The sequence below is a fragment of the Streptomyces sp. NPDC047043 genome (genome assembly GCF_040644055.1).
In the GTDB taxonomy this organism is placed as follows: domain Bacteria; phylum Actinomycetota; class Actinomycetes; order Streptomycetales; family Streptomycetaceae; genus Streptomyces.
The window spans coordinates 19373-33744 of record NZ_JBEYVO010000006.1 but is presented as its reverse complement, the minus strand read 5'-3'; the positions used below and the strand labels follow the sequence as shown (position 1 = coordinate 33744).

Annotated in this window: 13 protein-coding genes and 1 pseudogene; 9 read left to right on the top strand and 5 right to left on the bottom strand. The window is 71.3% G+C overall.

What is annotated here, in order from left to right; genetic code table 11:
• Positions 1-33: 33 nt before the first annotated feature.
• Entirely contained in the window at positions 34-699 is a 666-nt protein-coding gene (locus tag ABZ880_RS10920; RefSeq protein WP_361260021.1) for a pyridoxal 5'-phosphate synthase, read from the top strand.
• Positions 700-702: 3 nt separating this feature from the next.
• Here ABZ880_RS10920 and ABZ880_RS10915 read toward each other — a convergent pair whose 3' ends face one another.
• From ABZ880_RS10915 to ABZ880_RS10900, 4 genes are read right to left on the bottom strand one after another with little or no spacing between them, the layout of a single operon-like run.
• A complete protein-coding gene (locus ABZ880_RS10915) occupies positions 703-1563 on the bottom strand; it encodes a GNAT family N-acetyltransferase (RefSeq protein WP_361260019.1) in 861 nt (286 codons plus the stop codon).
• A gap of 40 nt (positions 1564-1603) precedes the next feature.
• On the bottom strand, positions 1604-2200 hold the full coding sequence (locus tag ABZ880_RS10910; RefSeq protein ID WP_361260017.1) for a GNAT family N-acetyltransferase: 597 nt from the start codon (positions 2198-2200) through the stop codon (positions 1604-1606).
• Between the two features lie 23 nt (positions 2201-2223).
• Entirely contained in the window at positions 2224-2616 is a 393-nt protein-coding gene (locus ABZ880_RS10905) for a Zn-ribbon domain-containing OB-fold protein (protein ID WP_361260015.1), read from the bottom strand.
• On the bottom strand, positions 2613-3065 hold the full coding sequence (locus tag ABZ880_RS10900; RefSeq protein WP_361260013.1) for a DoxX family protein: 453 nt from the start codon (positions 3063-3065) through the stop codon (positions 2613-2615). The genes ABZ880_RS10905 and ABZ880_RS10900 overlap by 4 nt, the downstream gene beginning before the upstream one ends.
• A 194-nt stretch (positions 3066-3259) precedes the next feature.
• Between ABZ880_RS10900 and ABZ880_RS10895 the strand changes: the two genes are divergently transcribed.
• The 3 genes from ABZ880_RS10895 to ABZ880_RS10885 all read left to right on the top strand — a co-directional run bounded on the left by ABZ880_RS10895 (position 3260) and on the right by ABZ880_RS10885 (position 7868).
• Complete coding sequence (locus ABZ880_RS10895) at positions 3260-4867, top strand: subtype B tannase (protein WP_361260524.1); 1608 nt, start codon at positions 3260-3262, stop codon at positions 4865-4867.
• A gap of 154 nt (positions 4868-5021) precedes the next feature.
• A complete protein-coding gene (locus ABZ880_RS10890) occupies positions 5022-6209 on the top strand; it encodes an NAD(P)/FAD-dependent oxidoreductase (protein ID WP_361260011.1) in 1188 nt (395 codons plus the stop codon).
• Between the two features lie 153 nt (positions 6210-6362).
• A complete protein-coding gene (locus tag ABZ880_RS10885) occupies positions 6363-7868 on the top strand; it encodes an FAD-dependent oxidoreductase (RefSeq protein WP_361260009.1) in 1506 nt (501 codons plus the stop codon).
• 77 nt (positions 7869-7945) lie between these two features.
• Here the strand turns inward: ABZ880_RS10885 and ABZ880_RS10880 are convergent, their stop codons facing one another.
• Positions 7946-9733: a hypothetical protein gene (locus ABZ880_RS10880; protein ID WP_361260007.1), complete on the bottom strand. Its 1788-nt coding sequence runs from the start codon at positions 9731-9733 to the stop codon at positions 7946-7948.
• Positions 9734-9991: 258 nt separating this feature from the next.
• On the opposite strand from ABZ880_RS10880, the gene ABZ880_RS10875 reads away from it, so the two are divergent.
• From ABZ880_RS10875 to ABZ880_RS10855, 5 genes and pseudogenes are all read left to right on the top strand, one after another.
• Positions 9992-12217: an acetate--CoA ligase family protein gene (locus ABZ880_RS10875; protein ID WP_361260005.1), complete on the top strand. Its 2226-nt coding sequence runs from the start codon at positions 9992-9994 to the stop codon at positions 12215-12217.
• Positions 12214-12999 carry an enoyl-CoA hydratase-related protein gene (locus tag ABZ880_RS10870; protein ID WP_361260003.1) on the top strand — a complete coding sequence of 262 codons (786 nt, stop codon included), beginning with the start codon at positions 12214-12216 and terminating at the stop codon, positions 12997-12999. Before ABZ880_RS10875 ends, ABZ880_RS10870 begins: the two co-directional genes overlap by 4 nt.
• 40 nt (positions 13000-13039) lie before the next feature.
• Positions 13040-13675, top strand: coding sequence for a flavin reductase family protein (locus ABZ880_RS10865; RefSeq protein WP_361260001.1), 636 nt, complete (start codon positions 13040-13042; stop codon positions 13673-13675).
• Between the two features lie 177 nt (positions 13676-13852).
• Positions 13853-14062 (top strand): annotated as a pseudogene (locus tag ABZ880_RS10860) (type II toxin-antitoxin system RelE/ParE family toxin); the annotation flags it as partial.
• 3 nt (positions 14063-14065) lie between these two features.
• On the top strand, positions 14066-14365 hold the full coding sequence (locus ABZ880_RS10855; protein ID WP_361259999.1) for a helix-turn-helix transcriptional regulator: 300 nt from the start codon (positions 14066-14068) through the stop codon (positions 14363-14365).
• Positions 14366-14372: the final 7 nt, after the last annotated feature.

The window sequence follows — 14372 nt, the reverse complement described above, 5'->3', positions numbered from 1 at the left end:
CCTCGCCTCGAACGGTGAGTGAGAATTCGGGGCATGGGAACCGATCTCCACGACCTGCTGAGGTCACTGCGCGTATGGGACCCGGCGGTCACCGAACTGCCGCCCTTCGACCCGACGACCGCCCCCGCCGAACCGCTCCCCTTGTTCACCACGTGGTTCGCTCAGGCGGTGGCGGCGGGCCAGACCGAGCCGCACACCATGTCCCTCGCGACCTCGGACGAGGCGGGCCTGCCGGACGTACGGATCGTGATGCTGCACGGCGCCGACGAAGACGGCTGGTCTTTCGCCACCCACGCGACCAGCCGCAAGGGCACCCAGCTGGCGGCCCGCCCGTACGCGGCCCTCGGCTTCTACTGGCCGGTCCTGGGCCGCCAGGTCCGCGTCCGCGGCCCGGTCACCGCGGCCCCGGCCGCCGACTCCCAGGGCGACCTCCACGCCCGCTCGACCGGCGCCCTCGCGGCCGCCCTGACCGGCCACCAGAGCGAAGTCCTGGGCTCACTGGAGGAGTTGGCGCGCGTGTCGGAGGCGTCCTGGGAGCGCGCTCAGCGCGAACCGGACGCCCCCGTACCCTCCTGGACCCGCTACCACCTCCAGCCGGACGAGGTGGAGTTCTTCCAGGGCGACGAGCGTCGACAGCACGTACGGCTGAATTACTGGCGGGAGAACGGGGGGTGGGTCAAGCAGCTGCTGTGGCCGTAGGGCTCACGCCGTGAAGTCGTACACCGCGAAATCCGCCACCGGGCGATACCCGATCCGCTGGTACAGCGCGTTGCTCGTCGGGTTGGCCAGGTCCGTGAACAGCAGTACCTCGTCCGCGCCGGAGGCCACCGCGACACGGCTGACCTCGGCCGTCACCGCCCCGGCGTAACCGCGGCCGCGCAGGTGGGACGGGGTGTAGACGGGTGCGACCCGCACCTGGCCGGCGATCATCGGTGTCGCCCCGGCCATGGAGACCGGGCTGCCGTCGGCGTCCTCCCAGAAAGTGACCCCGCCGTAGGCGATGCGCGACTCCGCCCACTCGTCCGCTCGAGAATCCGACATCCCGCCGACCGCCGCGGAGAACTCGTCCTTCCAGCGGACCAGTTGGGCGCGGTCCTGCTCCCCGACGACCCTCGGCCGCCCCTCGGGAGCAGGACCCGGAATCGTCAGTGTGCCGAGCCGGTACAGCCGCTGGCGCTCGTGCAGTCCGGCCGTCGCCCCGGTGTGCCGCTGCCAGGCCTCGGTGAAGGCGGCGGCCGTGGCGCGTTCGCCGGAGACACCGGGCAGGGAGTGGTCGACGGCGGCCAGGTGGACGGCCAGGGCGTCGGCCTCCTCCGGAGTGAGGCGGGTGAGGTACAGACGGAACGGAGGGGTGCGGAAGTAGACCGCCCTGACCTCGCCCTCCCGCTCCAGCACACCGAAGACGGCCGCCCCGTCGCCGTACACCTGCGGACCGCGCGTCCGCAGCGCCTCGGTCACCGTCAACGGCACGGTGTGCAGGGCTGGTTGAGCGTGCAGGAAGGCTCCGGCGCGGGAGAGGAAGAGGTCGAGGTCGTCTGTGCGGTGCCAGTCTCCGGGATGCATGCTCCATGATCCCGTACGCCCGTTCCGGACACCGCCGAATTTACGGGAGCTTCGGCTCCGGATCCGTCCCCACCCGTCCGTGCAGATGCATGTCCCGGAACGCGTCGTGCCGCCCCGCCTCGAACATCGCGCCCCGCAGCGTGCCCTCGAGGCGGAAGCCGCAGCGTTCGGCGATACGGCAGGAGGCGTCGTGGCCGAGGGCGTGGCCCAGCTCGAGGCGGTACAGGCCGAGGTCGGTGAGTGCCCAGTGGGCAGCGAGACCGAGGGCGCGGGTGGCGACACCGCGGCCGCGCGCCTCGGGCAGGACCCAGTAGCCGACGCGGGCGGTGCGGAAGACATGGCTGATGGTGTTGACGCTGATGTGCCCCAGCGTCGTACCGCTCGACTCGTCCGTGATGCGGTACGCGGCGATCGTGCCGTCCACCGCCTCCCGAGCCCGTTCGCGCAGGAACTCCGCGGCTTCGTCCAGGTCGGAGATCAGCGTGAGCGGGGTGTTCCAGCGTCGGAACTCCGGGTCGGTCACCCCGCGCAGCCAGGTCTCGGCGTCGACGGCGGGGTCCCATGGGCACAGGCGCAAGCCGCGGCCGTACAACTCGGGGAAGGGGGAAGGGAGATGCTGCTCGTCGACAGAGGCCATCGGGCCATTCAAGCCGGTACGGCTCACCGCCGCGGCCGGAACACCGGTGCCCCTTCCCGGAAGGTCACCTCCAGCTCCATCCCCGCCCGCAGCTCCCCCTCCCCGTACTCCACGACCTCGGTCATCATCCGCGGCCCCTCCGCGAGATCGACCACGGCGGCGACGTACGGTGTCCGCTCCCCGAAGGGCGGCAGGTCGTTGCGGTGCACGACCGACCAGGTGTAGAGCACGGCCCGTCCGCTCGCCCGCTCCCACGCCACGTCCTCGCTCCAGCAGCGCGGGCAGAACTCGCGCGGGTAGTGGTGCGCCCGCCCGCACGCCCCGCAGCGGCGGATCAGCAGCCGGCCCTCGGCGGCGGCGTCCCAGTAGGTCCGGGTGAAGGCGTCGGCCTCGGGGACGTCGTGGCGCGCGGTCATCCGAACCAGCCCACCGCGGCGTCCACCGACCACACCTGCCACGACATCCCGAACAGCCCGACCACCGACATCAACGCCATCATCGAGTTCTGGCCCTGCTCGGCCACCTCGTGGATCATGAGCGTGAAGTAGAGGACGTTCAGGAGCAGGCCTCCGACCAGGGCGATCGGAGTCAGGAACCCTGCGATCAGGCCGAGGCCCAGCGCCAGCTCCGCGTACACCACCACGTACGCCATCGTCCGCGGCCGCGGCGCCACCACGACCTCGAAGCCGGACCGCACGGCGTTCCAGCGGTGCTTCGCCGCGATCGAGGCCGCCCACTTGATCCCGGTGCCACGCTCGAACCAGGCCTTGCGGTCCTTGTGCCGCCAGCTCTCCAGCCACCACAGCCCGAGGCCTATGCGCAGCACGGCCAGCCACTCAGCGCCACTGAGCCAGATCGAGTCCATGAATCTGACGGTACGTCAGATGAGCGGATCCCGGAAGCCGCCTGTGCGTCCCCGGTGAAGCTGTGGGGTCGCCATGAATGCCCGCGCATTGTTAGCAATTTCGTCGGCACTGTCGCTACCTTCACAGACGCAAGCAGAGAACTCCGAGGGAGCGAACCGTGAAGCACAGGGCAGTCAAGCGCAGGACCGTCGTGATGGGCATCGGAGCCACCGCGGGCGTCGCCGCGGTCGGCGGCGTCGCCCTCAGCGCGCAAGCCTCCAGCGACTCGTCGCCGGCCTCCTCGGACTCGGACTCGCTGGCCTTCGACCCGGACGGCTACACGAAGAAGACGACGACCATCACCGACACGGACGGCAACGAGCACTCCGTGACGTACCACTTCTGGAAGGCGATCACCTACGTCGCCAAGCCGGTGGACGCCACCTACCAGTCACTCATCGTCAGCGCCCCGGTCGAGATCGACGGCAAGACGGTCGACCCGGCGAACGCGCCGATCCTGTTCGCGAACTCCATCGGCGGCTACATGCCCTCCTCCGTGGCGGACGCCACCGAGGTCGGCGGGGGCGGCTCTGCCATGGGCGGCGGCGGTGCCCCCAGCGGCGCCCCCACCGGCAGCGCCGCGCCCAGCGCCTCGGCCTCCAACGCGAACGGCAACACCAACGCCACCGGCGGCGCCACCTCCAGCAACCAGCTGCTCGCCCTGGCCGCCGGCTACGTCGTCGTCGAGCCCGGTGCCCGCGGCCGTACCCTCAAGAACTCCGACGGCGAGTACTACGGCACCGCCCCGGCCGCGATCGTCGACCTCAAGGCGGCCGTGCGGTACGTGAAGGCCAACAAGGGCCGCATCCCCGGCGACGTCGAGCGGATCGTCTCCGCCGGTACGAGCGCCGGTGGCGCCCTGTCGTCCCTGCTCGGCGCGTCCGGTGACAGCCCGATCTACGAGAAGTACCTCAAGGAGCTCGGCGCGGCCGACGCCTCCGACGCGATCTTCGCGGTCGGCGCCTGGTGCCCGATCACCGACCTGGAGCACGCCGACGGCGCCTACGAGTGGAACTGGGGCACCAACGAACTCAGCACCGGCAAGCAGGTCGACCAGACGGTGTCGAAGGACCTGCAGGCGCAGTTCGCCGAGTACCAGGCGTCGCTGAAGCTGCGCGGCCTGAACCGGTTCGGCGCGCTGACCGCCCGGAACTACGACGAGTACCTGGTCAGGCAGTACCTGGAGCCGTCGGCGACCAAGTACCTCACCGATCTGTCGGACGCGGACCGCGAGGTGTACCTGGCGAAGAACACCTTCATCACCTGGTCCGGCGGCAAGGCCACCTTCACCTGGGACGACTTCCTCACCCACGTCGGCGCCCGCAAGAAGACCACCCCGGCCTTCGACGCCTTCGACCTGTCGGCGGGCGAGAACAACGAGTTCGGCGCGGGCACCACCGCGAACCGCCACTTCACGGCGTACGGCGCCAGGAACGACACCACCGGGCTCAGCAGCAGGCGGGTCGCGAGCGACATACCCGAGAAGCTGCACCTGATGAACCCGATGTTCCACCTGGTGGACAAGGTCAACGGCCGCCGCTCGAAGCACTGGTGGATCCGCCTCGGCACCAACGACTCCGACACCTCGCACGTCATCTCCGCCAACCTCGCCGCCGCCGCGGCCGGCCTCGGCGACGAGGTCGACCACCTCTACTACTGGGACCAGGGCCACGGCGCGAACACCGACCCGGGCGACTTCATCAAGTGGATCGCCAAGGTGACGGGCTTCAAGGACAACGGAAAGGCCAAGGCCGGGAAGTAGGCCGGTGAGCGGGTGGGGATGATCGCCGTTTCCACACAACCAGGTGGCCTACGTCACAAGCCCCACCCACTCCTCCTACACGCGTGATCAATCCGAAACCAATTCCCCTCTTGACCGAGACCCATCAACCCGGTGCGTGATTACGCTCGCGCACATGGCCGACTCCACATCGTCAGCGAGCCCCCCGGAGCGCCCCGTCTACGTGATCGGCGGCGGTCCCGGCGGGCTCTCCGTCGCGTACGCGCTGCGCGCCCGGGGCATCCGCGCCGTCGTCCTGGAGAAGTCCGACCGGGTCGGCGCGGCCTGGCGCGGCCACTACGACCGCCTCCACCTGCACACCACCCGCCGGCTGTCGGCCCTGCCCGGCCTGCCCATGCCGCGCCGCTTCGGGCGCTGGGTGTCCCGGGACGACGTGGTGCGCTACCTGGAGAAGTACGCCGAGGCCCATGAGCTGGAGATCGTCACCGGCGTCGAGGTCTCCCGCGTCGAGCGCACCCCCGACGGCACCGGCTGGCTGCTGCACGCCACCGGCGGCCGCGAACTGACCGGCACGGCGGTCGTCGTGGCCACCGGCTACAACCACACGCCGTACGTCCCCGACTGGACCGGGCTCGAGAAGTACTCCGGCGACTTCGTCCACGCCGGCGACTACCGCACCCCCGCGCCCTATGCCGGCCGTGACGTCCTCGTCGTCGGCGTCGGCAACACCGGCGCCGAGATCGCCGTGGACCTGGTGGAGGGCGGCGCCTCGCGGGTGCGGCTGTCGGTTCGCACCGCCCCGCACATCGTGCGGCGCTCGACCGCCGGGTGGGCCGCCCAGTACACGGGGATTCTGGTACGGCGGCTGCCGGTCGCCGTGGTCGACCGGCTCGCGCGGCCGATGGCGAAGCTGAGCGTGCCCGACCTGTCCGAGCAGGGGCTGCCCCGGCCGGAGACCGGGCTCTACAGCCGGGTCAAGGAGGGCGCCATCCCGGTGCAGGACGTCGGCCTCATCGACGCCGTGCGCAAGGGGCGGGTCGAGGTCGTGGCCGCCGTCGACGGGTTCGAGGACGGCAAGGTCGTCCTCGCCGACGGCACCCGTATCTCACCGGACGCGGTCGTCGCCGCCACCGGTTACGCCCGCGCCCTGGAGCGCCTCGTCGGCCACCTCGACGTGCTCGACACGAAGGGCAGACCCTTGGCGCACGGCGCCCGCACCCCGCAGAACGCTCCCGGCCTGCACTTCACCGGCTTCACCACCCCCATCTCCGGCACCCTCCGCGAGCTGGCCATCGACGCCGAGAAGATCGCGAAGGCCGTCGAGAAGAGCGGTGGGGCCGCCCTCTCGCGGCTCCCCGGCTGACGTAGAAGTCCTCAACTCCCTGCAGTACGCCTCCTGTTACTCCTGAGTCAGATGTGACAGGAGCGTTGAAGCGTGCCCTCGTACAGGGCCAGAATGTGAAACCTGCTCACCTTTCTGGCTCCACCGACTTCTCTCCCCCGACGGAGGATGCACGTGGCACGCGAAAGACAGCCCCACCCCCGCACGCTCTCCCGGCGCTCCCTGCTCGGCGGTGCCGCCGCAGCCGCGGGCGCCGTAACCCTCACCACCACCGCGGCCGGCTCCGCGTCCGCGGCAGCCACCCGCGACGTGGACGTCGCGATCGTCGGCGGCGGTCTCGCCGGGCTCACCACGGCCCGCGACCTGGTGGCCGGCGGCAAGACGGTCGCCGTCCTGGAGGCCCGCGACCGCGTCGGCGGCCGGGTCGTCAACCTCTCCCTGGCCAACGGCGGTGTCACCGAGGGCGGCGGCGAGTTCATCGGCCCCACCCAGGACCGCATCAAGGCCCTCGCCGACTCGCTCGGCGTCGCCACCTTCACGACGTACAACACCGGCAAGAACCTGCTCTACAAGGACGGCACGAAGACCCCGTACGCCACCGACGGCATCCTCGGCTCGGTCCCGCCCGTCGACGCGGCCGGTCTCGCCAACGCCGCGATCGTGCAGGCATCGCTGGACGACATGGCCAAGACGATCCCGGTGGACGCGCCCTGGACGGCCGCGAAGGCCGCCGAGTGGGACAAGCAGACCTTCGAGAGCTGGCTGAACGCCCACGCGATCATCCCGTCCGCCAAGTTCCTGCTGGACGTGGCCTGTACGTCGATCTTCTCGGCGCAGCCCCGTGAACTCTCCCTGCTCTTCGTCCTCTTCTACATCGCCGCCGCGGGCAACGAGTCCAACGTCGGCACCCTGGAACGCCTCACCGACACCGCGAACGGCGCCCAGGAGTCCCGTTTCGTCGGCGGCTCCCAGCAGGTCCCGATCAAGCTGGCCGCCAAGCTCGGCGACAAGGTGGTGCTGAGCGCGCCGGTGCGGTCGGTCGTGCAGTCCGGCAGCAAGTACGTCGTGACGGCCGACGGCATCACGGTGACCGCGAAGAAGGTCGTGGTCGCCGTACCGCCCCCGCTGGCCGCGCGCATCACCTTCGACCCGCTGCTGCCGGCCTCCCGCGACCAGCTCGGCCAGCGCCTCCCGATGGGCTCCATCGGCAAGGCGATCGCCGTCTACGACACCCCGTTCTGGCGCGCCGACGGCCTGAACGGCCAGGTCGTCAGCGACTCCGGCCTGGTCCGCTCGACCTTCGACAACTCCCCGCCGGACGCCTCCTACGGCGCCCTGATGGGCTTCATCGAGGCCGACGAGATGCGGGCGTACGACGCCTCGAGCGTCGACGAGGTGAAGACGGCCGTCCTGAAGGACTACGCCACCTACTTCGGCGACAAGGCCAAGTCGCCCACCTCCTTCGTCCTGCAGCGCTGGGACAACGAGGGCTTCTCCCGCGGCGGCCCGGTCGCCTACGCCCCGCCGGGCGTCCTGACCGAGTACGGCGCCGCCCTGCGCAAGCCGGCGGGCGGCATCCACTGGGCGGGCACGGAGACGTCCACGTACTGGAACGGCTTCATGGACGGGGCGGTGCGGTCGGGCGAGCGGGTGGCGAAGGAAGTCATCGCAGCCCTGTGAGCATGGCGAAGGCCCGGTTCCGAGCGGAGCCGGGCCTTCGCCATCTGCCGTACTGCGTACGTCGGTTACCGGCTGCGTCAGTCGCGCTGGAACCGCGCCTTCAGCCGCGGAGCGAACCGCACCGCCGCCACACCCAAGGCCGCCAGACCGGCCGCGAACGCCAGCAGCATGCCCATGCCGCCCGCGCCCGTGGAGGCCAGGATGCCGCCGTCGGTCGAGGTGCCCGAGTCGTCCGTGCTCGTGCCGGTGCCGTCCGAGCTCTCCGACGGGGACGGCGACGGCGAGGCCGACGCGTCCGCGGCGACGACCTCGACCGTGAAGGTGGCCGTGGCGCCCGCGGAGGTGGCAGTGACGGTGTAGGTGCCCTTGCCCCGGCCGGCGATCAGCGTCGGCGCGGTGGCCTTGCCGTCGGAGTCGGTCATGACGTGGACGGTCCGGTCCTCGCCGTCGAAGCGCGGGGCGTCGTCGTCGCCGTCCTCGACCTTGAACGCGACGTCCTTGACGGCGGCGGGCTTGCCGTCCGCGGTCACCAGGGCCTGCAGCGCGTCCTCGAAGGACTCGCCCTGCCCGGCCTGCTGACCGTCGCCCTCGGCGGCCTCGACCTGGTACGCCGTCTTCTTCACCTGCGCTGAGAAGACCGTCGAGGCGCCGTCGGTCTCCGCGCGAACGGTGAACCTGCCCTCCTTGGAGGACCCGGAGATGTAAGGCGTCGCGGCGCGGCCCTTGGCGTCGGTGGCAACCACGATCTGCTGCTGGTGGTTCGCCTTCTCGAACTCGACCCCGAGCTTGTCCGGGTCGTCGATCGTGAACGTCACGCTGACGCCCTCGATCGGGTTGCCGTCCTTGTCCTTGACGGCCACGGCCATCGGCACGAACTCGTAGCCGGGCGCGACGGTCTGGTCGGCGCCGGAGACCTGGGTCAGGTCGGCGACCGCGGGGGCGTCCCACTGGATCACGACGCGGCCGTCGCCGCCGGGGGCGTTGACGCCGCCCTCGGCCACGCCGGAGGTGACCGGGTCGCCCGCGGGGGACCAGAACGGGTCGGTCCGCTCCGGTGCCTTGTAGCCGCCGCTGCCCACCAGGCGGGCGCCGCTCACCCGGGCGGCGTTCGCGTAGCTGCTGCCGCCTCCGCCGCTGCCCGTCTTCACCTCGCTCGGGCTGCCGGGCGTCGTGTCGATACCGGCGCCACCGCCACCGCCCGCGTAACCGGCGCCGCCACCACCGCCGCCCCAGCGGCCCTTGACGCCGGCACCGCCCGCGCCGCCCGCGGAGTGGTCGGCGCCCGCCGCGGCACCGCTGCCGCCCGCACCGCCGGTGCCCCCCTTGGCACCCTTGCCGCCGAGGTCCCCCTCGGAGGCGTCCTGTCCGTTCTCACCGCCGCCGGCGCCCGCGTGGGCGGTGCCCGCGCTGTCGCCCGCACCGCCACCACCGGCGGCGATGAGGACCGCCTCGCCGGAACCGGTGCGGACGCCGGTGCTGTTGCCGCCGGGCTCGGCGAAGCCGCCGCCGGCCGCGCCGCCGCGCGCGTCGCCGTACTCGAAGCCGCCCACCGCGCCGCCGACCTTGAGGGTCAGCGTCTCGCCCGGAGTGACCTTCACCGTGCCCGCGGCGAACGCGCCCGCACCGCCGGTCGCCATGGAGTTCCCGCCGCCGCCCTGCCCCCATGCACGGACGTCCAGCTCGGTCACGCCACCCGGGACCGTGAACTCCTGCACGGCCTTCGTCGAGTCGAACAGCCGGCAGCTCTCGAAGCCCGCCGTCGGCGTGCACGCCTCACCGTCGGCCGAGGCCGCGCTGCCCGCTGCGGCCGCGGACGGCATGCCCGCGAGCCCGAGGCCGGCGGCACCGAGCGTGGCGGCGGCCACGACCGCAGCACCCCGTCTCCAGCCGTTTCGGCGCAGCACGACAGAACCCTGATTCATCGAGTAGTCCCCCCACCTGGGTCAAGCTCCCCCCTGGAGCTTGCAAAAACAGGGACCAGAGTTACCGATCGTATGCAGGTAAGTCCAGTGAGGCAGTTGATTTAAGTTCCCACCAGTTCCTGACACCGCGTCAGTTCAGTAATCTGACAGTGCGTCAGTTATTGCTTCAGTTGTTGCTGTCACACAGGAGCGGGCGGACCGATGCTTGGATCAACCCACGGCACCCTCACCACCGACTCCCGCCGGGCCCGGGTCATCGCCTGCGGCGAGCAGCCCGGTCCCGCCGTCCACGGCAGGCCGGCCGAGGTCGACGACTTCGACGTCAGCGGTCGGCCGCTCTATGCCGACGTACCCGATCTGGACCGGTTCTTCCGCCCCGAGTCCGTCGCCGTGATCGGCGCCTCGGACGCCGAGGGGCGGCCCAACACCGGCATCACCCGCCAACTGGTGGCCTGGGCCGAGCGTGTGGGCGCACGTCTGCACCCGGTGCACCCCACCCGCCCGTCCGTTTTCGGCATACCCTGCTCCCCCTCCGTCGCCGACCTGCCCGAGCAGGTCGATCTGGCCGTACTCCTGCTGGCCGACCCGCTCCCCGTGGTCGAGGAACTGGCCGAGGCCAAGGTGAAGTTCGCGGTCGTCTTCGCCTCCGGGTTCGCCGAGACCGGCGAGGAGGGCGCGGCCGCGCAGGAGCGCCTCGCCGCCGCCGTCGCCCGCTCCGGGATGCGCCTGCTCGGACCCAACACCAACCTCAACGCCTTCGAGCGCTTCCGGGACGACCTCGACGGACCGGCCATCGCCCTCATCACCCAGTCCGGCCACCAGGGCCGCCCCGTCTTCTCCCTCCAGGAACTCGGCATCCGCCTCTCGCACTGGGCGCCCACCGGCAACGAGGCCGATCTGGAGACCGCCGACTTCCTCTCCTACTTCGCCGAGCAGCCCGAGGTCGGCGCCATCGCCTGCTACGTCGAGGGACTCAAGGACGGCCGCTCCTTCCTGCTCGCCGCCGACCGGGCCGCCCGCCGCAAGGTCCCGGTCGTCGCCGTCAAGGTGGGCCGCACCGAGACCGGCGCCCGTACGGCCGCCTCGCACACCGGCAAGCTGACCGGCGCGGACACGGTGGTGGACGCGGCGATGCGGCAGTTCGGCGTGATCAGGGTGGACGGGCTGGACGAACTCCAGGACACCGCCGCCCTGTTGGCCCGCGCCCGGCCGCCGCGCGCCGACGGCGTGGTCGTCTACTCGATCTCGGGCGGCACGGGCGCACACTTCGCCGACCTGGCGACGGAGGCGGGGCTCACCCTCCCGGTCCTCCCGGAGACCAAGCAGGCCGAACTGCACCAGTGGATACCGGAGTACCTGAGCGTGGCCAACCCCGTCGACAACGGTGGACACCCGGTCGGAGACCACCGCGGCCGGAAGATCATCGACGCCATCCTCGACGACCCGGCGGTGGGCGTACTGATCTGCCCGATCACCGGCCCCTTCCCGCCCCTCAGCGACAAGCTCGTCCAGGACCTGGTGGACGCGGCCGAGCGGACGGACAAGCTGGTCTGCGTGGTCTGGGGATCCCCGGTCGGCACCGAGCCGGCGTACCGCGAGGTCCTCCTCGGCTCCTCCCGGGTGGCCACCTTCCGCACCGTCGCGAACTGCATCACCGCCGTCCGCGCCTACCTCGACCACCACCGCTTCGTCGGCCACTACCGCTCCCCCTTCGACGAGGCCCCGCGCACCACCTCGCCCTCCTTCCGCAAGGCCCAGGCACTGATGCGCCCGGGCCAGCAGCTCAGCGAACACGCGGCGAAGCAACTGCTGCGGGCGTACGGCATCCGCGTACCGCGCGAACAGCTGGTGACCAGCGCGGCGGCCGCCGTACGGGCGGCGGGCCTGGTCGGCTATCCGGTCGTGATGAAGGCGTCCGGCGCACAGATCGCCCACAAGACCGAGCTGGGCCTGGTCAAGATCGGCCTGACGTCCGCCAGCCAAGTCCGGGACGCCTACCGGGAGTTGACGGACATCGCGCGCTACGAGGGTGTCTCCCTGGACGGCGTCCTCGTCTGCCAGATGGTGGAACGGGGCGTCGAGATGGTCGTGGGCGTCACGCACGACGAGCTCTTCGGGCCGACCGTGACCGTCGGACTCGGCGGGGTGCTGGTCGAGGTCCTGCACGACGTCGCCGTCCGTGTGCCGCCCTTCGGCGAGGACCAGGCGCGGGACATGCTCCTGGACCTGCGCGGGCGGGCACTGCTCGACGGGGTCCGGGGGCGGCCGCCGGCCGACCTCGACGCACTGGTCGAAGTCGTCCTGCGGGTGGAGCGCATGGCACTGGAGCTCGGGGACGACCTCGCGGAGCTCGACATCAACCCGCTGATGGTGCTGCCCAGGGGGCAGGGAGCGGTGGCGCTGGACGCGTTGGCGGTGTGCCGATGACCGAGGTGCTGCACACGGCCGACGGCCGGGTCTCGTACATCACCCTCAACCGGCCCGAAGCGCTCAACGCCATCACGCCCGAGCAGCGGGAGTACGTCATCCGGTTGCTCGCCGAGGCGTCCGCGGACCCGGACGTGAGGGCCGTGGTCCTCACCGGAACGGGGCGCGGTTTCTGCGCGGGAGCCGACCTGCGGGGTGGCTCGGGGGGCGGTGAGCGGGTGGCCGGTGATGTGGCCCGCATGCTCCGGCTCGGCGCCCAGCGTCTGACCGCGGCCGTGCTGGACTGCGAGAAGCCGGTGATCGCGGCGGTGAACGGCACGGCGGCCGGCCTGGGCGCGCATCTGGCCCTGGCCTGCGATCTCGTACTGGCCGCGGAGTCCGCGAAGTTCATCGAGGTGTTCGTGCGACGAGGGCTGGTCCCGGACGGTGGTGGGGCGTACCTGCTCCCCCGCCTGGTGGGCCCACAGCGCGCGAAGGAGCTCATGTTCTTCGGCGACGCGCTGTCCGCCTCCGACGCCGAACGCCTCGGCCTGGTCAACCGGATCGTCCCGGACGCCGAGTTGGACAAGACGGCTCGCGAGTGGGCGGAACGCCTGGCCGCCGGGCCCACCCGAGCCCTCGCCCTCACCAAGCAACTCGTCAACGCCTCCCTCGACTCGGACCGCGCGACGGCCTTCGCCGCCGAGGCCGCCGCGCAGGAGATCAACATGACGACCGAGGACGCACAGGAGGGGGTACGGAGCTTCGTGGAGCGCAGAAGCCCCGAGTACAGGGGACGTTGACCTTCCCATCTGACGAACCGTCAGCTTCAATGGAGATGTGATGGGACACGCAGGAGCGGCAGCCGCCGCCGTCCGATACCTCAGGTCGGCCAGGACCCCGGCCCCCGTGGAACCGCTGCCACGCCCGGAGCTCCGCTGCGTGGGCGAGGACGAGCGCGTGCCGGTGGACCCGGCGGAGTTCCGCCGCGTGCTCGGCCACTTCGCCACGGGCGTCACCGTCATCACCGCCCCAGCCACCGACGACGCCCCGTTCCCCGCCGGCTTCGCCTGCCAGTCCTTCTCCTCCCTCTCTCTCGACCCGCCTTTGGTCGCCTTCATGGTCGGCCGTACGTCCACGACCTGGCCGCGCATCGCCCGCGCGGGCGTCTTCTGCGTGAACGTCCTGGGCGCCGGGCAGGGCGAGTTGTGCCGGGGCTTCGCGGTGAGCGGTGCGGACAAGTTCGCGGGGGTCGCGTACGACGCGGCGCCGGTCTCGGGCTCGCCGCGGCTGACCGGCACGCTCGCGTGGATCGACTGCACCATCCACGCGGTGCACACCGGCGGCGACCACCTCATCGTGGTCGGCCGGGTGAACGCCCTGGGCACGGGCGAGGCGTCCGACGGACCGCTGGTCTTCCACCGGGGGCACTTCGACCGACTCGACGGCACTTCAGGCGACGACCAGCCACCACACTGAGGTGACTTCGGCCGCGCGCACGGCATCCAGCGGATCACACGGACCCGCCGTTCGTTGTCCCAGGCGCAGGCCTGCGCCCGCGTCACTCGATGGGGTGTACTCCGAGTGATCTACGGCCACACCGGCTAGGCTGTTCATAACGTCGCTGTTATGACGTGGGGTGAAGTAGAGCTGGAGTCGCGCCAGCTGGACGGAAAACTGCGCGAGCTGCGCTTTCACCTCGATACCGACGCGGTACGCATCACCTACTGGATCGCCTCGGGCCGACGGATCATCCTGCTAACGGTGTTCCGCAAGCAACGGATGCGCGAGACCGCGCAGGTCGGCCGCGCTCGGCGGGCCATGGTGCGCTGCATCGAGGAACAGCACACAGTGGACGAGGTGTAAGGCATGAGTGAGCGCCGGAGCTGGCACGAGATGCGGGACGACGTCCTCGCCTCGCCGGAAGCCCAGGAGGCGTACGACGCGGCGCGGATCCGGTTCGAGCTGGGTCACGCCGTACGTGAGCGACGTGAGGCGCTGGGTATGACACAGGCTCAGCTCGCGCAGGCCACGGGTATGCGGCAGCCGGCCGTGGCACGGTTCGAGGCAGGCGGGACCATGCCCACCCTGCCTCTGCTCGAACGGCTCGCCGTCGCTCTCGGCATGCGTCTCCACGTCGGATTCGAACCCCTCGACCGCGCGAGCTGAGGCACCC

Bases quoted from the DNA above. Each gene is read 5' to 3' on its own strand.
- ABZ880_RS10865 (WP_361260001.1), top strand. From the start codon at position 13,040: ATGGGACACGCAGGAGCGGCAGCCGCCGCCGTCCGATACCTCAGGTCG.
- ABZ880_RS10890 (WP_361260011.1), top strand. From the start codon at position 5,022: ATGGCCGACTCCACATCGTCAGCGAGCCCCCCGGAGCGCCCCGTCTAC.
- ABZ880_RS10910 (WP_361260017.1), bottom strand. From the start codon at position 2,200: ATGGCCTCTGTCGACGAGCAGCATCTCCCTTCCCCCTTCCCCGAGTTG.
- ABZ880_RS10920 (WP_361260021.1), top strand. From the start codon at position 34: ATGGGAACCGATCTCCACGACCTGCTGAGGTCACTGCGCGTATGGGAC.
- ABZ880_RS10905 (WP_361260015.1), bottom strand. From the start codon at position 2,616: ATGACCGCGCGCCACGACGTCCCCGAGGCCGACGCCTTCACCCGGACC.
- ABZ880_RS10915 (WP_361260019.1), bottom strand. From the start codon at position 1,563: ATGCATCCCGGAGACTGGCACCGCACAGACGACCTCGACCTCTTCCTC.
- ABZ880_RS10895 (WP_361260524.1), top strand. From the start codon at position 3,260: ATGGGCATCGGAGCCACCGCGGGCGTCGCCGCGGTCGGCGGCGTCGCC.
- ABZ880_RS10900 (WP_361260013.1), bottom strand. From the start codon at position 3,065: ATGGACTCGATCTGGCTCAGTGGCGCTGAGTGGCTGGCCGTGCTGCGC.
- ABZ880_RS10855 (WP_361259999.1), top strand. From the start codon at position 14,066: ATGAGTGAGCGCCGGAGCTGGCACGAGATGCGGGACGACGTCCTCGCC.
- ABZ880_RS10875 (WP_361260005.1), top strand. From the start codon at position 9,992: ATGCTTGGATCAACCCACGGCACCCTCACCACCGACTCCCGCCGGGCC.
- ABZ880_RS10870 (WP_361260003.1), top strand. From the start codon at position 12,214: ATGACCGAGGTGCTGCACACGGCCGACGGCCGGGTCTCGTACATCACC.